Below are 18,250 nucleotides of genomic sequence, written 5' to 3' on the forward strand. Positions count from 1 at the left end.
ACTCAACTCGATTTTTGGGTAACTTGCCTGCTGACAATAGACGGTGATCTCTCGCTTTGGTGAGCCGGAACCCATTTCCAAGTGCAGATAATCATCCGTTACTGACAAGCTGAATCGTTTCACTTACACTCAGACTGAATCGTTTCAGCGCATTGTTCAAGATCCCGCAGAAAGTACGTTTCAATGATATGATCCCGCGCACACTTTTCGGCGCCCCAACCAGGAACCGGCGCGGGCCTTGCAACTCAAACAGAGCCAACATGATGAAACTGGATGAAATCGCCGCGCTGGCCGGTGTCTCTCGCACCACCGCCAGCTATGTGATCAATGGCAAGGCCGATCAATACCGCATCAGCCAGGCAACCCGCGACAAGGTGATGGCCGTGGTCCATGCCCACAACTATCAGCCGGACAGCCGCGCCGCTTCCCTGCGCGGCGGCCAGACCCGCACCCTCGGCTTCATCCTGCCCGACCTCGAAAACGCCAGTTACGCCAAGCTCGCCAAGCGCCTGGAGCAAGGGGCCCGCACCCAGGGATATCAGTTGCTCATCGTCTGCTCGGAGGACGATCCGGACACCGAAAAGGAGCTGGCCCGGATGCTGGTGAGCCGCCATGTGGACGCGCTGCTGGTGGCAAGCTGCCTCCCCCCGGCGGATCCCTTCTATCTGGAGCAGCAGTCCAGGGGCGTGCAGATCCTCGCCATCGACCGTGCCATGGCCACCGAGCATTTCGTCACCGTGGCGAGTGAAAACCAGAAGGCGAGCCTGGACCTCACCGCCTCCCTGCTCACCCCGGCCATCGGTCATATCGCCTTGATCACTGCACTGCCGGAACTGACGATCAGCCAGGAGCGAAAAGCGGGCTTCGAGCAGGCCATTGCCAGTCACAGTGCAACCCGCCACCTGTGTGAAGGGGCCCACTTCTCGCGTACCGAAGGGTATCGCCTGATCAAGACGCTCCATCAGCAGCTCGGCCAACTGCCCGAGGCGCTGATCACCACCTCCTACATCCTGATGGAGGGGGTGCTCGACTACCTGCTGGAGCAGGAGGCCGACATGAGCCAGCTCGCCATGGCTACCTTCGGGGATGACCGCCTGCTCGATTTCCTCCCCTTTGGCATCAACTCCCTGCCCCAGCAGCACGACGCCCTGGCAAGCCAGGCCCTGACGCTGGCCCTCAAGGCGGTCAATGGCGACTACCAGAGCGGCCTGCACTATGTGAGCCGTACCCTCAAACGCCGCCGCTGACCCGGCAACGACGCACCACCCCGGGGGCGGCCCGCAGTGCCAGCCCCTGAGCCTCCTCCCCCACACCTGCTTGTGTTCTCCCCTGTTGTCTCAGCTTTTGCCCTTCGCCTTCTGGCTTTGAGGTGATCTGCCGGGCGGCAACCCCGCGCCAGGGCACGTTTATCGGCGCCTCGGCTCGCTATAAGTGAAAATGATGGCTTTTGGGAGTATGACCCGATGTTTGCTTATATCGGGCCAGTCGCACCACCAGGGCCCCGTGTTACCCTCTGCAAGCCCTGTTGCCGCCAACGCGGGCGCTCTCGATGTCGACCCGCAACGCAGCCTGACGGGCAGCCTCCCCCTGAGGGGCGCGTTTTTTCGGCGCATGGCGCAATGTGTCACTTTTTATTGCCACCCTTCGGCTTGCCACAGCACAAAATCCGCTTTTAAGGGGTTGTTTCCGCCATTTCAATCCGCTAACTTGGCAACCAATTTTTACAACTGACAGGTTTCAGGTACAGATGTATCCACACCGATATTGCTAGCCTCCGGCTTTTCCCCGGAGGCGTCTCCCGACACAGCCAACTGGCTCTCTCTTGTTTGCAACAGCGCCCCTCACTTTCGGATGGATGACATGAATACCAAGACCCTGGGTTGTACCCTGTTGATTGCCGGCACCACCATAGGCGCCGGCATGCTGGCCCTGCCGCTGGCCTCCTCGTCCCTGGGCGGCCCCGCCACCCTGATGCTGATGATCGGCCTCTGGGCCCTGATGGCCTTCACCGCCATGCTGCAGGTGGAAGCCAGCCTCAGCACCGGCAAGTGGTATCTGCACCAGCTGGCGGATCACCTGCTCGGCCCCTGGGGCAAGGGCATCGCCTCCTTCTGCATCCTGATGCTGTTCTACGCCCTGGCCTCCGCCTACATCAGCGGCGGCAGCAGCCTGCTGGCCCAGGCACTGGCCGATGCCGGCCTGCCCCTCGGCCAGGAGCAGGCGGCCTGGGTCTTTACCCTGCTGTTTGGCGGCATGGTGTGCGTCGGCACCAGGCAGGTGGATTACCTCAACCGCCTGATGTTCACCGTGAAGCTGGTGATCATGGTGGCGGTGTTGGCGCTGCTGCTGCCCCGCGCCCAGGGGCAGCACCTGCTCTCCATGCCCCTCGGGGAAGGCTTGCTGCTGGCGGGCCTGCCGGTCATCTTCACCTCCTTCGGCTTCCACGGCTCCATCCCGAGCGTCATGCTCTACCTCGGGGACAACCCCAGGCAGTTGCGCCGGGTCTTCGTGTGGGGCTCCGCCTTGCCGCTCGTGCTCTACGTGCTGTGGCAGGTCGCCATCCTGGGGCTGCTGGGCCAGCAATCCCTGATCCAGACCGGCGGCGCGCTGGACAGCCTGCTGGCCAACGTCGGCGGCCTGGTGAGCTGGCCCGCCTTCAACCAGGCGATGCATCTGTTTGCGGATCTCGCACTCGCCACCTCCTTCCTCGGGGTGACCCTGGGACTGTTCGACTTCATGGCCAAGGTGACCCGTCGCAAGGACAACTGGCAGGGCCGCACCCAGACCGGCCTCATCACCTTCGTGCCGCCCCTGCTGTTCGCCCTCTACTTCCCGCAAGGCTTCATCATGGCGCTCGGTTACGCCGCCATTGCGCTGGCGGTGCTGGCGGTGCTGCTGCCGGTGGCCCTGGTGTGGCAGAGCCGCAAGCAGGCCGAGGCGCATCACTACCGCGCCCCGGGCGGCGTGCTGGCCCTGGGCCTTGCCGGCGCCATGGGTGTGCTGATCGTCGGGGTGCAGATAAGCGTCAGCATGGGATTGCTGCCCGCGCTCTGATCTCCCCGACCCAACAAACAGAAACGCCGCAAAGAGACACGCCCCGCCAACCCAGTTGGCGGGGCGCTTCATTGGCACGGTCTCACTTGGCCGACCCGCGCCCCTCCTCGCGAAATCCATCCAATAATGAACATTTGAGTGCAAGCATGTATAGATATGTACATGACTGCGCCCCTGCCCTACACTGCTTAGCAGATAACCCACGATCCCGTGCCCGTCTGGCACGCCAACCCGGGAGGCAACATGGTCGCCACCGCATCTCTTGCCCGGCAACAGCCCGCCGTCGATCCCAGCAAGGCCCTGCCCGTGGTGTTTCGCATCATGGACAAATGGCAGTGCAGCACGGATGAACAGCTCAGGCTGCTTGGCATTACCTCCCGCTCCACCCTGAACAAGTACAAGGAGGCCAGCGGCGGCATTCGGCTGAGCGCCGATCTCCAGGAGCGGATGAGCTATCTACTCAACATCCACAAGAGCCTGCGGCTGCTGTTCAGCCTGGATGAGAGCATCTATGGCTGGGTGCGCAAACCCAACAGCCACCCCTTCTTCGCCGGGCGCAGCGCCATGGAGGTCATGCAGGGTGGGCGGGTGGCCGATCTCTACGAAGTGGCTACCCGGCTGCACGCCTGGCGCGGGGAGATGGCCTGATGTCCTCCCCGCCCTTGCGCACCTTCCACAATGCCTGCGCCTATCGCATCATTCCGAGCCGCTTTCCCCCCATCTGCCTCTATGAAGACGTCGCTACCGCCGACGAGCTTGAGGCGGTCTGGGCCGTCGAGGCCCTGACCAACGACAGGCTGAGGGAAGAGGCGGGCGAGCTGATGCGGGTGCCCAGGGAAGACTGGCTGGTGGGGCTGCCCGGCGGCAGCTATGTGATGGCCGCCTTCACCCACCTCAATCCCGAGGGTGCCCGTTTCACCACGGGGGACTTTGGCGGCTACTATTGTGCCCCCTCCCTCGACACCGGCATCAAGGAGACGGTCTACCATAGGGAGCGGATCTTCGGGTACACCCGGGAGCCGGCCCAGAAGGTGCAGATGCGGGTGATCCAGGCGCAGTTCAGCGCCAGCCTCATCGACATCACGGGCCCGGCGTTTCTGCCAGGCCCCCTCTATCACGCCACCGATTACGGCCCCGCCCAGGCCTTCGCCCGGGAGCAGAAGGTCGCCGGGGCGGACGGCATCCACTACCGCTCGGTGCGCCACCCCGGTCACGACTGTCACGTGCTCTATCGCCCCCGTCTGGTCAGCCGGGTGGACCACGCCCGTCATCTGGAGTACCACTGGAGCGGCGAGGCCATCACCCATGTGCTGGAAATCCGCCTCTACGGTGAATAGCGTCTACCAGGACAAAAAAAGCCCCGCCAGATTGGCGGGGCTTTTTGTATCAACCGAACAGTGGGGGAGCCTGGCTCCCTGACCGCTTACTGGTTGTGGCTGGCGCGACGGGGACGACGGGCCTGGGCCGGTTTGGCGGCGCCGCCTTCCGGACGCTGACCGCCCTGGGGCTTGGGCTTGCCACCGTTGCCGGAGCGATTACCGCCGCCATTGCCACCGTTGGCAGAACGACCGGCACCCTGACGCTGGCCCTGACCTTGCGGACGCGGCGCACGGCGCTGCTCGCTCGGATCCCGCGGCTCTTTGCGAAGCGGCGCGCCGATGCCACGGGCGATGTTGTCGAGGGTCTCGCGGGAGGCTTCAAAACCGGCCACCTGCTCGCACGGAATGTTCTGCTTGGTCAGACGCTCGATGGCCTTGATGAGCTTGCCTTCATCGGCCGCGACCAGGGAGATGGCGTGACCGGCGGCGCCGGCACGACCGGTACGGCCGATACGGTGCACGTAATCTTCCGCCACGTTCGGCAGCTCGAAGTTGACCACCTGCGGCAGTTTGTCGATGTCCAGACCACGGGCGGCGATGTCGGTCGCCACCAGCACCTTGACGCTGCCATCCTTGAAACCGGCAAGGGCGCGGGTACGGGCACCCTGGCTCTTGTTGCCGTGGATGGCGGCGGCGCTGACGCCGTTCTTGTCGAGGGTCTCGGCAACGCGGTTGGCCATGTGCTTGGTACGGGTGAACACCAGCACCTGCTGCCAGTCGTTGCTGGTGACCAGGTGACTCAGCAGGGCAATCTTGTTGGCCTTGTCGCAGGGGTGTACCAGCTGCTCGATGCGCTCGGCGGTGCTGTTGCGCGGGGTCACTTCGATCACCGCCGGGTTGTCCAGCAGACCGGTGGCCAGCTCGCGAATTTCGTCGGCGAAGGTGGCGGAGAAGAGCAGGTTCTGGCGCTTCTTCGGCAGCAGGGCCAGGATGCGGCGGATGTCGCGGATAAAGCCCATGTCGAGCATGCGGTCCGCTTCGTCCAGTACCAGGATCTCCACTTCGTCGAACTTGACGGCGTTCTGGTTGTAGAGATCCATCAGGCGGCCCGGGCAGGCCACCAGCACGTCCAGACCACGGCGGGTCGCCATCATCTGGGGGTTGATGCTCACGCCGCCAAATACCACGTGGCTGCGGATCGGCAGGTGCTTGCCGTAGTTGCGCACGCTCTCGCCCACCTGGGCGGCCAGCTCGCGGGTCGGGGTCAGCACCAGGGCGCGGATGCGGTTCGGGGAGACCTTGCGCTTGCTTTCAATCAGACGCTGCAGCATCGGCAGGGTGAAACCTGCGGTCTTGCCGGTCCCGGTCTGGGCGGCGGCCATCAGATCACGGCCAGCCAGTACCGCCGGGATCGCTTGTTGCTGAATGGGAGACGGGGTGTCGTAGCCTTGCTCGGCAACGGCACGCAACAAGGGTTCGGCCAGACCGAGGGAAGTAAAACTCATAGTTACCTGCTAGGGATAGGGGCGCCAAAGATCGTGGTGGGGCTCCTCTGCTGAGCCGATGCCATCTCACAGGATCCGGGCCTATAGAGAAAACAACGATTTCCCCGGGGAGCAGAGCAAAGGGGAAAGAATAGAGGCGCAGTCTAACGGAGTTGGCGCACTTAGACGAGGAAAATGTGATGCGCCTCCCAGCACGGCTGGAAATAGGGACGAAGGCAGGACAAAATGGCCCGAATCGCCGTATGTATCAATGCCCCTGCGCAGCCTGCCGGGGACGGCGCGATACACGGAACAGGAGGTTTTGATTGAAACGGAAGTTCACCCCCACCGCCCGGCGCATGCTGGGCCTCGTCCTGCCCCTGCTCTTCGCCCAGCCCCTCGCCGCCAGGGAGACCCTGTCGGTGGCCTGGAGCCACTGGCCCCCTTTCAGTCAAATCGCTGCCGACGGCACCCTCGGCGGACTGGACGTGACCCTGACCCGCCAGATCCTGGGCAAGGCAGGCGTGGAGCCCGCCTTTCGCAACCTCCCCTGGGCCCGGGCCCTCTACCTCATGGAGCGCCAGCAGCTGGACGTGGCCATGGGCGCCCTGAAAACCCCCGAGCGGGAGCGGTTCGCCCGCTTCTCCGCCCCCTATCGGCGCGCCAGCTTCGTGCTGCTGAGCCAGCGCCCGCAGGCCGGGGAGCCCGACGGCTGGCAAGGGCTCACAGAGCTGGCAACCCTCTGCCAGGCCAAGGGGCTTCGACTTGGCAAGCTGCGGGGTACCCGCCCCCTGCCGATGAACGAGGAGTGCCCTGCCCTCGGGCAGGCGAGTGAATACAACAGCGATGACAGGCTGCTCACCCTCTTGCTGGCGCGCCGCCTCGACGGCGTCATCATGGAGTGGCAATACGCCCGCTACCAGCTCGGGGCGAGCAATGCCATCCAGTGTCAGGTGCTCTTGCACCAGCAGCCGGTGCGCCTGATGTTTGCCAAAAAGGCCGTGAACGATGAGGCGCTCGCCCGCATCGATGCCGCCATCGCCACCCTGCCCTCACCGGATCCCGCCTTTGCGCCGCCCCGCTGCCGCCTGGACGCAACCCGGCACCCATCGCTCTCGACGCCATCGGCCCCCTGAGGCAGGCGCCGGAAAAAATCCATGAAAAAGGCGACCCTGGGGTCGCCTTGTGGTATCTGGTGATCACTCACCTGGCCCGCAGCGTGATCAGCGCAGCTGCGGGGTCTGGGTGTGCACGCCCTGGTTCTGGGCGCGGTGGCGCAGCAGGTGATCCATCAGCACCAGGGCCAGCATGGCCTCGGCGATGGGCACGGCACGGATGCCGACGCAGGGGTCGTGACGCCCCTTGGTGATCATCTCGGTGGCCTCACCGCTGGTGGTGATGGTCTTGCCCGGCACCGTGATGCTGGAGGTAGGCTTGAGGGCCATGCTCACCACGATCTCCTGACCCGACGAAATGCCCCCCAGGATGCCCCCCGCATGATTGCTGGCAAAGCCGGTCGGAGTCATCTCGTCCCGGTGCTCCGAGCCTTTTTGCTCCACCACCGCGAAGCCGTCACCGATCTCCACCCCTTTCACCGCGTTGATGCCCATCATGGCGTGGGCGATGTCGGCGTCGAGGCGGTCGAACACCGGCTCCCCTAGGCCTACCGGCACGTTGCGCGCCACGACGCACACCTTGGCCCCCACGCTGTTTCCCTCTTTCTTGAGGGCACGCATGTATTCATCCAGCGCCTCCAGCTTGCCCGCATCGGGGAAGAAGAAGGGGTTCTGCTCGATCTGGCTCTCGTCGAACCCTTCCGCCTTGATGGGGCCGAGCTGGGAGAGAAAACCCACGATCTCGATGCCGTGCACCTGTTTCAGGTACTTCTTGGCGATGGCGCCCGCCGCGACCCGCATGGCGGTCTCGCGGGCCGAGGAGCGGCCGCCGCCACGGTAGTCACGCTGGCCGTACTTCTGGTGATAGGTGTAGTCGGCGTGACCCGGACGGAACAGATCCTTGATCTCGGAGTAGTCCTTGGAGCGCTGATCGGTGTTCTCGATGAGCAGCCCGATGGAGGTGCCCGTGGTCTTGCCCTCGAACACCCCGGAGAGGATCTTCACCTCGTCCGCCTCGCGGCGCTGAGTGGTGTAGCGGGACGTACCGGGCTTGCGCCTGTCCAGATCCCCCTGCAAATCGTCTTCGCTTATCTCCAGCCCCGGCGGGCAGCCGTCGACCACGGCGCCCAGCGCCAGACCGTGGCTCTCGCCGAAGGTGGTGACCCGAAAGAGTTGGCCGAAACTGTTCCCTGCCATGGATGCTCCTTGCTGCTTAGTTCTTGTAAATGGCGAAATGGGCCTGGTACTGCTCGAGCTCTGCGCGGGTCATCACAAAGACGCCGTGACCGCCGTTTTCGAACTCGACCCAGGTGAAGGGCACCTCGGGGAACTGGGCTTCCAGGTGGATCATGCTGTTGCCCACCTCGACCACCAGCACGCCATCCTCTTTCAGGAAGTCGGCGGCATTGGCCAGCAGACGTTTGGTGAGCTTGAGGCCGTCGGAGCCCGACGCCAGCGCCAGCTCCGGCTCGTGGCGAAACTCCTCCGGCAGATCCGACATGTCTTCGGAGTCCACGTAGGGCGGGTTGGAGACGATGAGATCGTACTTGTCACCGGCCGGCAGATCCCGGAACAGATCGGAGCGAATAGGGATGACCTGCTGCTCCAGCCCGTGATCGTTGATGTTGCGCTCGGCCACGTTGAGGGCATCGACGCTGATGTCGATGGCATCCACTTCCGCATGGGGGAACTCGTGGGCCATGATGATGGCGATGCAGCCGGAGCCGGTGCACAAGTCCATGATCCGGGTCGGTTCGTCTTTCAGGAAGGGGGCGAAGCGGTTGGCCACCATCTCGGCGATGGGGGAGCGCGGAATGAGCACCCGCTCGTCCACGTAGAATTCCCAGCCCGCATACCAGGCCTTGTTGGTCAGGTAGGGCGCCGGAATGCGCTCCTGCACGCGGCGGATGATGAGCTCGGCGATGCGGTGGCGCTCGCTGGTGGTCAGGCGGGAGTGGCGCATGCCCGGATCCACGTCCGGCGGCAGATGTAACGCGGGCAGCACCAGTTGCACGGCCTCATCCCAGGCGTTGTCGGTACCATGTCCGTAGAAGATCCCGGCGTCGTTGAAACGACTCATGGCCCAGCGCAACATGTCCTGGATGGTGTGCATCTCGGCAACCACCTCATCGATAAATATCTTGTCCAAATCCACCTCCAAGTCGAGTAATATCCGGCCCGAGAATTTTATACAGCGAGCAAGACGAGTACCTGATGAAAAAAACGCCCTCACTCACAGACGAGGAAAGCCTGCTGTTTCGTGATGCTGTCAAAGGTACCCGGAAAATTAAGCAAGATACCATAAGGGCCTCCTCAAGCCCGGTCAAGCAGAAACGCGAAGTGCGCGAGAGCCGCGAAAAGCTTGGGGTTGACCACTTTTTCAGCGACGAGTACCAGCCCCATCTCGAGGCGGACGGGCCGACCCGTTACGTGCGCGACGACGTGTCAAAATTCGAGCTGAAAAAGCTCAAGCGCGGCAGCTACCCGCCGGAGATTTATCTGGATCTGCACGGCATGAACCAGCACCAGGCCAAGCAGGAGCTGGCGGCCCTGCTCACCCTGTGCCGAAAAGAGAACATCCACGTCGCCTCGGTGATGCACGGCATCGGCAAGCACATCCTCAAGCAGCGCATCCCGAGCTGGCTGGCCCAGCACCCCGCTGTGCGCGCCTTTCACCAGGCGCCGCGGGAGTGGGGTGGCGAGAGCGCCATCCTGGTGCTGCTGGACATCGAGGAGTGACCCCCTTCCCCGCCCCGCCTTGCCCCGGGCGAACGCCATAAAAAAACCACCGCCAGCTTGCGGTGGTTTTTTTATGGCGCCCCACAGGGGTCAGCTGGCGGCTTCCATATGTCGCTTGAAGTTATCCAGGATGCTCTGCCACCCCGCCCGCTGCTGTTCGCCGCTGTGCAGGGACTCGGCATCGAACCGCTCCTCCACCTGGGTGCCCCCCTGCTCTGCCACGAACCGCACGCTCACCTCGCGGCCATCGTCCATGACGTAGCCGAGCCCCGTCGGCGCTGTGACCTCGGTGAAGGTCCCCTCGAAATCAAACCCCGTGCTGCCATCCCGCGCCGCCATGTGGTGGCAAAAACGCCCACCCACCCACCCGCAGGTCCACCCGGCTTTGGGGGCAGTGCCACTGCGGGGAGGCGGCGTTCCATGCCATGATGCTGGCGGGGGTGTTCCAGCCCTGCCACACATCGGCAATCGGCCTGGCAACCCAGACGCTGACGCTTATCTTCATCTCTCTGATCCTCTGGCTTTCCTGCACGTTTTGCACTGTGGCACTGTCATGCCACGCCGGGCGCATCGGGCTGCGCCAAAAAGTGGGCCACCAGGGCATTGGCATGGCCGTGGCCCATGGCGTGTTCGTCCTTGAGCCAGGCCACCAGGGCCATGTGTTTGCGCTCCTCCCGCCCTGCCAGCAGGGTCAGCCAGTGGGCGATGGGCTGGCCGTATTTCTGCTCGATGGCAGGAAAGTAGGAGGCAGGCCCCTTCACCTTCGGTTGTTCATCCATGATGGCTTCTCCTCGAGGTGAGTACAGGCTCAGGGTTTGGGGGTGAACTGCTCGAACACCTGCTGTCCGGTCAGGGTCGGGGTGTCGTTCTTGAGGGCATAGAAGTCGGGCTTCTCGTCGATGAAGATCTGCCCGGTGAGCTCGAACCCCTGATCCTGAAACAGGCCGGCACAGAGGATGTACTCGTCCGTCGGCAACAGATGGTAGAAAAGATGGGTGCCGCAGGTGGGGCAGAATCCGCGCTCCGCCCACTCCGACGAGCGGTAGGCCACCGGGGCCATCCCGGTGAACCGCACGCCCTTGCACCCGTGCACCGCGAACATGGGCCCCCCTGACCAGCGCCGGCACATGGCGCAGTGACACAGGTTGACCTCCTTGTGATCGCCGCTCGACACGGTGATCCCGCCACACAGACAATGTCCTTCCATGATGCCTCCTGAGAGTTGGGGCGACAGACCGGGCGAACGGGTGCTCGCCTTCTTGCCGCACCAGATGAAGTAGCACGGGATCCGGGGGGCGACAACTGACCATACCGGGGCCTTACCGCGAGGCTGAGGCTCCCGGAGCGGGAAAATCCCCCTCTTTATTCATCGTATGAATGACTCAACACACCCCATGCACCGGATAAATAATGGTCAGGTTCCCTCCTGCAAGGCGATGCGATTCCCCTCGCAATCCCGACACTCCGCCACCCGGAGGCTCTCCCCGACCCGGGTGACTGGATAGAGACAGGCCCCGCCCGATGCCAGTGCCCGGGCCATGGCCCCCTCGATGTCAGCCACCCGCAGATAGATCCGGGTGCCATCCAGGCTCGGCACATAGCTCTCCCCCTTCGCCAGGGCGCCGGAGCAGCCCGCCGTGCCACTTTCCAGGGGAAAGAGCGCCATCTCGTTGCCATCGATCTGCACCCGCTCCAGCACCGTCTCGAAGACCCCCTCATAGAAGCGGATGGCTCTCTCCAGATCCTGTACCGGAATTTCAAAATGAATGGCGATGTTCATGGTCATCCTCCCTCGGTGTGAATCCGCACTCTATCAGTGCCAAAAGAGGCGCAACAAGCCAGCGCGGCGATCAACAAGGGAGGCGCGCGGCCTCCCCGGGGTGCTTGCGCTTGTACTGACTCTCAGGTCACCGGTGCCCAGGGGTCGCCCTTGCCCGGCTCGTTGCCCTGGGTCCACCACTTGGCCTGATAGATGATCCCCTTGTGGCTCACCTTGTTGCCCGCGGTGTAGACCTTGCCTGCCTCCCAGGCCGGTACCCCGTCCACCAGTGGCGTGCCGGGGTCGACCGGGGCCGGATCCAGCGTGGCCACCACCCGTACCTTGGGCCAGCTGGCGTGGGAGCCGTAGAAGTTGGTCACGCACTTCTCGTAATCCCCCGGCACCAGGGCCGAATAGGCGGTCTGGTACCCCACCAGATCACACTCGAAGGAGTAGCCGCCGGGTCTGTCCGGGTAGTATTTCCAGTTGCCGTCCCAGTTGGTGTAGAGCACGTCGGTGGCGCCGTTGAGGTTGAGGCTGCCATAGGGGATCTGCTGCCAGCAGGTGTTCTTCTCGTCCGCCAGCAGCGGGATCCCGTAGTGGGCCGCAAGCCCCTCCCAGTAGCGGATGCGGTTGACCGGCTGGCCCTTGTCTTGTTCTGCTCGCCGCACCTCGATGCCACCGTTGATGATGTTGATGGTGGTGCCAAAGCCGTAGCCGATGCCCGCCGCCAGCTCACGCTGGGAGGGCACCCAGGTCCGGTCGATGACGTGCAGCATGGCGGGTTTGGGAGCCTGGGGCGTCAGGAAGAACCAGATGGCGGAGGCGAGGTTGAGCCAGGAGTCCGCCACCAGCCCGGGGTTGTTGAGGAGCACAGAGGCGTCGCCGTCGAACATGGCCTCGGAGAAGGCGCCGTAGTTGAAGTGGTAGGAGAGCTGCTTGGCGCCGCGACCGAAATAGCCCTGACCGGTGCTGCAGGGCCAGCGCCGGTTCTGCCAGTCACTCTGGCCACACCCCGTGGTGTAGCCGGTCTGCCCCTCAGACCAGCCCATCTCCCGCACGTGCACCAGGGCCTGTTGCCACTCCTCCAGCCCTAGGGGGTTGTCGGAGACATTCTCCTTGGCAATGTGGCCGCCGGTCTCCTGGGCAAAGTGGGCGAAGGCGGTGATGATGGACTTCTTGCAGATGGCGTCCGCATTGCGCCCGTCCGTGTAGTCGCCGCAGAAGGCGGGGAACTTGCCCACCGCCCGCAGGAAGCGCTCGTAGGTGTACTCCGGGGCGGCCATCTGGGTCAGGAACTCCCAGTCCGATTCGGTGAAGACCCGCTCGACCCGCTTGACGTTGTCCGGGTTGCCGGGGGCGCGGGCAACGATGGCCTCCACCACCGAATTGGGCCGGGTGGCCAGGGCGTGGGACCAGATCCCGTACATGGGGTTGGCGGTCTTGGCCTGGGCCGCACTGGCAAGATCCACCGCCGCCATCACATAGCCCCCGCTGTTCTGGGGATCGGGCTGGATTGTCATGGCGCTCTGGCCGGGCAGTGCCCAGACGAGGGCAACCAGGCAGGCGGTACGCGTGAGCATGAACATGGGTAACCATCCTTGTCTTGAAAATGTCAGGGCGAGCATAGGCATCCTGACAACTAAATTCACGACAAGAATTAAGAATTTGGCGAAATTGTGAGCCATGCCTCCCTGCACTCAGATGGCGCTCGTTTGCAGGGGAATCCAGCCCCTGGTCTTGCGGCCGCAGCCATCCGACCTGTCCAGACGCTTGCTCAGATCCCCCCTGCGCGCACCGCCCGGATCAGCAGATTGCGCGGGGTCATGGGTTTGGGACAGAAGGTGCCCACCTCGACCCGGTAGCCCTGCTCCTCGAGGAAAAGGGCGCGATCGAGCAGCAGCCAGATTTCCAGGGGACGGCGAAACAGGTGGCGCACCAGCTCCATGCGGGCGACATCGCCAAAACGCCGCTCCCCCTGTGCCAGCAAGGCGGCGTAGTCGAGCCCCGCGGGCAAGCCCATCCCCTTGCGCTCGGCGGCCCAATGGCAGAAATCCTCGAAGCCCCCGGTCAGCAGGCTCTTTTGCAGGTTGGGCACCGGCAGGTACTCATCCACCCCGCGCACCTGGCGCTGCAGGCAGTCAAAGGCGAGGCGCCACACCACCTCCCGCTCCCGCAACCGGGCGATGCGGGCGCCGCCGGTCACCGTCTCCTGCAGCGGCAGCTTCAAATCGCTCTTGCCAAGGCGCAGGGCACTGGCCCTGGCGGCCCGGGAGAGGGGCGCATAGTGCTCTCCCCTGATGAGGTGGTAGCAACACGGGGAGAGGGTCACCCCCTGGGCACGCCCCTCGGCCACCCGCGTCAACAGATGGGTGTGCAGATCGCCGCAGGCATGGAGCGCCATGGCGTGATGGTGCGGGGCGATGAGGGCCCCGGACTCGGCGGCAAAGGCATCCGCCTCCACGAACCGCATGTTGGCGCCGTCGCGCGCGGCGAGCCGCCGCCCCTCCTCGCAGAGCGCCCCCTGCCACTCCAGGCTAAGGATCTCCGCGCCACGGTGCAGCGACACCAGGCGCCCCAGATGCCCCTTGCCGGCGCACCACTCCAGATAGGGACCTTGGTGGGGGGGCAGGCAGCCGGTGAAGGCCTCTATCTGCCCCTGCTTGCGTCCCGGCATGTACATCGCCATGGTCCTGGCGCACTGGACGGGCTCTGGGGCGAAAGGGGCAAGCTCGCTGAGGGCCTGCAACTCGGCCCCCGCCGGGATCCAGGGGGCAAGCAGGGTGCAGAGCGCATCCATGTCCCCGTCGAGGTGCGCTATCTCGTCAAGGGTCAGGGCTGCCAGGCACTTCGCAAGGGCTGGCGCCTCGCGGGCAAAGGCGATCCCCAAATGGTGATAGGGCTGGTATTGCCACCAGCGTCGCTCGGCGGTGAGCAAGCAGTCAAGTTGTCGAAAACGGTGGGCCAGCACGGTGAACCTGTCCTTTGGCGCAAAAAGGGAGGCTCATTCTAGCGATCTGCCGTCAAAAAGCACTCGCCTGTGCGCCGCTGGTAGCCTGACAAAAAGCAGGGATTTGTGCTATATTCCGCCCCCTCATTCGCGCAGCCCGCCACGGCGAGCCGCTTTACCCCTATAAACGGAACCCAATCATGACCATCAATGCCATCCTGCAAGCCCGTGCAAATGCCAAATGCGAGCTGTGTGGCGCAGAACATGCGCTGACTGCCTTCCCGGTGCCGCACTCCCCCGCCAGCGACGACGACCACAGCGTGGCCCTCTGCGCCACCTGCCGCGGCCAGCTGGAGCAGCCGGACACCACGGAGGTGAACCACTGGCGCTGCCTGGGTGACAGCATGTGGAGCCAGGTGCCGGCGGTGCAGGTGATGGCCTGGCGCCAGTTGAAGGCCCTCGTCGCCCGGGGCGAGCTCTGGGCCCAGGACATGCTGGACATGATGTACATGGAAGACGAGGTCAAGGCCTGGGCAGACGCCGGCGTGACCAGCGACGATGACGACAGCGTGCCGACCGTCGACTCCAATGGCGCCGTGCTGGTGGAAGGGGACTCCGTCACCCTGATCAAGGATCTGGACGTCAAGGGCGCGGGCTTCACCGCCAAGCGCGGCACCCTGGTCAAGGGCATTCGCCTGACCAACAACCCGCTGCACATCGAGGGCAAGGTCAACGGCATGCAGATCGTGCTGGTGGCCGCCTACCTGAAGAAGGCCTGATACCGCCCCTTCAAGCCAGAAGCGCCCCCAGGGGCGCTTTTTTGTTGCCTCTGTTTCCTGCCGTTCGGGTGGCACTCGCGGGAAACTGGACTATCCTGCAAACCAGTTCCGCGGTATGCCCCTCCCCTGACTGTCAGTGCGCCAACGGAGAGGGCCTTCCCGGCACGCATGGAAAGACCCCGGGCACCCTGATCCCCATGGCGCCCACGAGACAAGGAGCCGCCCCATGGCCAGCAAGAAAGAGATCAAGAAGAAGATCGCCGCCCGCCAGGCGAAAATCGCCAAGCACGAAAGCAAGATCAAAAAGCTGAAAAAAGCCCTGAAATAGGGGCTGACAACCATTAAAACCGCCTGATGGCGGTTTTTTCATTACTGCGTTGGCCGCAAGGCGCGTCGAGTGGCCATGACTGCCAACCTCCGGCTAGCACCAATACTTCCTGTTCCAACCACAATCCCCTTTCGATCAGATATATAAGGACCTCTTCCAGTTGCTTGCCATGCTCACTCACCACGGGGACCTCCTCCCATGGGATCTTGCCTCTGCTGATCGGTTGCCCCTCCAGACGGCGGATCAGAGTGCGGGCATAGTGATGAACATAGGCCATCAAGGTGTCGGGTAGCCAAAGAGCCAACGGACGACGAAGGGCATGGGCCAGCTCGTTAGCGATATCCAATCCGCGCTGATCCAGATCGCCAAAATGGGCCCAGGGTACGGCAGCCGGCAACAGCGGGAATACCTGACGTGCCAACTTGGTATTGCGGCCAGGCACATAGAGCAACAACTCCCCCACTTGCAGCGGGTAATCCACGAAAGCTCCCTTGTTCTCCACCGTGACCAGTTGCCGCCCCTGCCACTCAATGCCATGTAACTTACTCAAGCAGCGCTCCGGTAAGACCAGCTCTCCCAATAGTGCCAGTTGCGCCCTCATGTCGTGGCGCAGTCCGTCCTTGTCGATGAGTGACAACGGGCTCAGCGTGCGAAGTCGAATCACTTCATCCTGTGTCAGCGTGATGTCGATAGCATCATTATCTGGATCTATCCCGCTCTTGCTGTCCCCATGCCAGAGGGCATGAAAACTGGCCTGGTTTAGATGTGCGGGCAGGTCCACCCCGAGAGCCCGTATCGTGTCACGCCTGTCCGGCATCACTGGTGCAACCTGTGCCAGCTGTGCTGCGAGATAATTCCTTCCAGCATCGGTCAACACATGACGAGCCCCTCGTCCCACTGGCTTGACTCCACCCACAGCCTGCAGGAGATCTCTCAACTCACGGCCATGCTTGCTATCGAGTGAATATCCCTGGTTATTAGTGTCTGCCAGCAAGCGGGCACAGAGATCCTGCACACGACGCTCATCAAAAAGTGACATCCTCCCCCCCTCTTTCATTGCGGTTCCATATGGCCAAGTAGAGGGGATCTTTCTGTCCACAACCGTGACCTGTCTCGCACCAAAGGAAGATCGCTCTTTCAAACCGTCACCCGTCCACAAGCTCGTGGCAGGATGGTCAGCGGTTACGATTGGCAATCCATCGACATCGGTGAAATCAGTATGCTGCGACGCCATTAGTTGACCGGCGAGAAAAAAGACAGCTTATCTGCGATGTGAAGGCATCATCAAAAACTGCCTTCATGCGGTTTTTTTATACATATCCTTGCCTATTGCATTTCCAGCCGCAGACCATGCTGCACCTGATTGCTCTCGCCTGGATCCTCTTCGGGGCCGGGAGAGACGCCGCTGGACGACTCGTCAAAGAGGCTGGCATCATGCCAGCTTTGACGCCAAGGATGTGCTCATGAACCCCAATACCTGGATGCTGTTTGCGCTGGCCTATCTGCTGGCGACACTGACCCCTGGCCCCAATGTGCTGCTGGTGGTCAAGAACGGTCTGCAACACGGCTGGCGCGCCGCCCTTGTCAGCATCCTCGGCAACCTGGGGTGCCAGGCCATCCTCATCGGTCTGGTCGCCATGGGGGTGGGCCCCTGCTGCAAACCCTGCCTCCCCTCTTTGTCGCCCTCAAGCTGGCGGGGGGTGGCTACTTGGTGTATCTGGGCTACAAGGCGCTGCGCGCGGCCAATACCGGTGCCCAAGGGCTCTCTCCCTCCACCGCTCGGGGACGCACCAGAACCACCCTCTCCTTGTTGCGAGAAGCCTTTCTGGTCTCCGCCAGCAACCCCAAGACCATCGTCTTCCTCTGCGCTCTGCTGCCCCAGTTCCTCGATCACCAGAGTCCGCTGACGCTGCAGTTCATCACCATGTACCTGACCATCTGCGCCATCGTCAGCCTGGTGCATCTGTGCTATGTCGCCCTGGCTAGGCGCGCCGGTCGCTACTTCAAGCCAGGTCGCGGCGAGCGCCTCGTTGGCCGCATCACCGGCGGACTCTTCATCACCCTGGGCGGCGCCATCCTGCTCAGTGGTCGTCCCTGATCCCTGTGCCTCACCGTTGCTGACATTATCTGCACCATCGGCGCCGCTTGGGCGCCGCGGATCCCGGCCACCGCGGCTAGAGTTGTAGGCGTGTCTGTATATGAGCCTGCGGTGGAGCGCCATATGTATTCCTACACCCTCACCTTCCGGGAGGAGGCCGACAAGCTGACGGCCCCCGAACACGAGATCCGCTTGCAAAGCCCGGCACAGGCCGGTGATTTCATCATTCTCTCCGATGGCAGTCGCCATCAGGTGATGTTCGTCACCCACCGCGCCCACTACAGCAGCCTCTACCTCGACAAGGGGGTCCGCATCCCCCAGAGCTGATACAGGCATCGTCTTTCGCTCCTGCTATGGTGAGAGAGGGCTGCAGCTCGCCAACGCAAGCCCCTTGCCGCCCAGGGAGCGGCAAGCCCGAATGACCCATTGCCAGAGGTATTGATCATGTTCAGACAGACCGCGCTCATCCTGACCCTCACCCTGTTGGGCAGCGCCCAGGTTCACGCCATCTTAAATGCGAAAGGGGACTCCCTCCGACGTAGGTGGGAGGGGAATTTCGCCGGGGCGTCAGCCCCGCTGGTTTTGAATGTATTGCTTGATCACCTCCAACGGTGCTCCGCCGCAA

The 18,250-nt window shown here is 63.4% G+C and carries 20 protein-coding genes and 1 pseudogene; 10 read left to right on the plus strand and 11 right to left on the minus strand.

The annotated features are described in order from the left end of the window. The first annotated feature begins 260 nt into the window (after positions 1–260). From cra to ACNPAA_RS16585, 4 genes are all read left to right on the plus strand, one after another. The gene (gene cra / locus ACNPAA_RS16570) at positions 261–1,247 is read left to right on the plus strand and encodes a catabolite repressor/activator (protein ID WP_010674823.1); all 987 of its coding nucleotides are present in this window, start codon (positions 261–263) and stop codon (positions 1,245–1,247) included. Positions 1,248–1,860: 613 nt separating this feature from the next. Next, complete coding sequence (locus tag ACNPAA_RS16575; protein WP_182721604.1) at positions 1,861–3,054, plus strand: aromatic amino acid transport family protein; 1,194 nt, start codon at positions 1,861–1,863, stop codon at positions 3,052–3,054. Between the two features lie 243 nt (positions 3,055–3,297). Then, the gene (locus tag ACNPAA_RS16580; protein WP_182721605.1) at positions 3,298–3,702 is read left to right on the plus strand and encodes an antitoxin Xre-like helix-turn-helix domain-containing protein; all 405 of its coding nucleotides are present in this window, start codon (positions 3,298–3,300) and stop codon (positions 3,700–3,702) included. Next, complete coding sequence (locus ACNPAA_RS16585) at positions 3,702–4,391, plus strand: RES family NAD+ phosphorylase (protein ID WP_042017126.1); 690 nt, start codon at positions 3,702–3,704, stop codon at positions 4,389–4,391. The genes ACNPAA_RS16580 and ACNPAA_RS16585 overlap by 1 nt, the downstream gene beginning before the upstream one ends. 86 nt (positions 4,392–4,477) lie before the next feature. Here the strand turns inward: ACNPAA_RS16585 and ACNPAA_RS16590 are convergent, their stop codons facing one another. Continuing rightward, the gene (locus tag ACNPAA_RS16590; RefSeq protein ID WP_104452956.1) at positions 4,478–5,878 is read right to left on the minus strand and encodes a DEAD/DEAH box helicase; all 1,401 of its coding nucleotides are present in this window, start codon (positions 5,876–5,878) and stop codon (positions 4,478–4,480) included. A 305-nt stretch (positions 5,879–6,183) separates the two neighbouring features. On the opposite strand from ACNPAA_RS16590, the gene ACNPAA_RS16595 reads away from it, so the two are divergent. Then, complete coding sequence (locus ACNPAA_RS16595) at positions 6,184–6,993, plus strand: substrate-binding periplasmic protein (protein ID WP_049636765.1); 810 nt, start codon at positions 6,184–6,186, stop codon at positions 6,991–6,993. Positions 6,994–7,080: 87 nt separating this feature from the next. Here ACNPAA_RS16595 and aroC read toward each other — a convergent pair whose 3' ends face one another. Both aroC and prmB read right to left on the minus strand, forming a co-directional pair. Next, the gene (gene aroC, locus ACNPAA_RS16600) at positions 7,081–8,169 is read right to left on the minus strand and encodes a chorismate synthase (RefSeq protein ID WP_042017130.1); all 1,089 of its coding nucleotides are present in this window, start codon (positions 8,167–8,169) and stop codon (positions 7,081–7,083) included. 16 nt (positions 8,170–8,185) lie between these two features. Next, on the minus strand, positions 8,186–9,121 hold the full coding sequence (gene prmB / locus ACNPAA_RS16605) for a 50S ribosomal protein L3 N(5)-glutamine methyltransferase (RefSeq protein ID WP_041211581.1): 936 nt from the start codon (positions 9,119–9,121) through the stop codon (positions 8,186–8,188). Positions 9,122–9,186: 65 nt separating this feature from the next. Between prmB and smrB the strand changes: the two genes are divergently transcribed. Next, positions 9,187–9,711 (plus strand): endonuclease SmrB, encoded by a 525-nt coding sequence (smrB, locus tag ACNPAA_RS16610; RefSeq protein WP_041211465.1) that lies wholly within the window; start codon positions 9,187–9,189, stop codon positions 9,709–9,711. 90 nt (positions 9,712–9,801) lie between these two features. Here smrB and ACNPAA_RS16615 read toward each other — a convergent pair whose 3' ends face one another. From ACNPAA_RS16615 to ACNPAA_RS16645, 7 genes are all read right to left on the minus strand, one after another. Then, positions 9,802–10,074: an SRPBCC domain-containing protein gene (locus ACNPAA_RS16615; protein ID WP_235696168.1), complete on the minus strand. Its 273-nt coding sequence runs from the start codon at positions 10,072–10,074 to the stop codon at positions 9,802–9,804. Then, on the minus strand, positions 10,019–10,321 hold the full coding sequence (locus ACNPAA_RS16620; protein ID WP_308443934.1) for an SRPBCC domain-containing protein: 303 nt from the start codon (positions 10,319–10,321) through the stop codon (positions 10,019–10,021). The genes ACNPAA_RS16615 and ACNPAA_RS16620 overlap by 56 nt, the downstream gene beginning before the upstream one ends. Further along, positions 10,263–10,490, minus strand: coding sequence for a DUF4287 domain-containing protein (locus tag ACNPAA_RS16625; protein ID WP_049636768.1), 228 nt, complete (start codon positions 10,488–10,490; stop codon positions 10,263–10,265). The genes ACNPAA_RS16620 and ACNPAA_RS16625 overlap by 59 nt, the downstream gene beginning before the upstream one ends. Positions 10,491–10,519: 29 nt before the next feature. Next, positions 10,520–10,918: a GFA family protein gene (locus ACNPAA_RS16630; RefSeq protein ID WP_417891874.1), complete on the minus strand. Its 399-nt coding sequence runs from the start codon at positions 10,916–10,918 to the stop codon at positions 10,520–10,522. Positions 10,919–11,125: 207 nt separating this feature from the next. Beyond that, complete coding sequence (locus tag ACNPAA_RS16635) at positions 11,126–11,491, minus strand: VOC family protein (RefSeq protein WP_049636770.1); 366 nt, start codon at positions 11,489–11,491, stop codon at positions 11,126–11,128. 122 nt (positions 11,492–11,613) lie between these two features. Further along, positions 11,614–13,059: a chitinase gene (locus tag ACNPAA_RS16640; protein WP_201873034.1), complete on the minus strand. Its 1,446-nt coding sequence runs from the start codon at positions 13,057–13,059 to the stop codon at positions 11,614–11,616. A gap of 188 nt (positions 13,060–13,247) precedes the next feature. Next, positions 13,248–14,441, minus strand: a complete 1,194-nt coding sequence (locus ACNPAA_RS16645) for a methyltransferase (protein WP_052816244.1) — start codon at positions 14,439–14,441, stop codon at positions 13,248–13,250. 179 nt (positions 14,442–14,620) lie between these two features. Here ACNPAA_RS16645 and ACNPAA_RS16650 point away from each other — a divergent pair, with 179 nt between their 5' ends. Next, complete coding sequence (locus ACNPAA_RS16650; protein WP_039040739.1) at positions 14,621–15,199, plus strand: PhnA domain-containing protein; 579 nt, start codon at positions 14,621–14,623, stop codon at positions 15,197–15,199. 341 nt (positions 15,200–15,540) lie between these two features. Here the strand turns inward: ACNPAA_RS16650 and ACNPAA_RS16655 are convergent, their stop codons facing one another. Beyond that, the gene (locus tag ACNPAA_RS16655; RefSeq protein WP_417891875.1) at positions 15,541–16,566 is read right to left on the minus strand and encodes a Wadjet anti-phage system protein JetD domain-containing protein; all 1,026 of its coding nucleotides are present in this window, start codon (positions 16,564–16,566) and stop codon (positions 15,541–15,543) included. Between the two features lie 442 nt (positions 16,567–17,008). Here ACNPAA_RS16655 and ACNPAA_RS16660 point away from each other — a divergent pair. The 3 genes and pseudogenes from ACNPAA_RS16660 to ACNPAA_RS16670 all read left to right on the plus strand — a co-directional run. Further along, positions 17,009–17,625: pseudogene (locus ACNPAA_RS16660) on the plus strand (LysE family translocator). 123 nt (positions 17,626–17,748) lie between these two features. Beyond that, the gene (locus ACNPAA_RS16665) at positions 17,749–17,952 is read left to right on the plus strand and encodes a hypothetical protein (protein ID WP_039040737.1); all 204 of its coding nucleotides are present in this window, start codon (positions 17,749–17,751) and stop codon (positions 17,950–17,952) included. Positions 17,953–18,069: 117 nt separating this feature from the next. Continuing rightward, positions 18,070–18,250 (plus strand): hypothetical protein (locus ACNPAA_RS16670; RefSeq protein WP_417891876.1); only part of this gene is annotated, 181 nt, incomplete at its 3' end.

This window comes from Aeromonas sp. PS2Canimalfood6 (assembly GCF_048276795.1).
GTDB lineage: Bacteria > Pseudomonadota > Gammaproteobacteria > Enterobacterales > Aeromonadaceae > Aeromonas > Aeromonas caviae.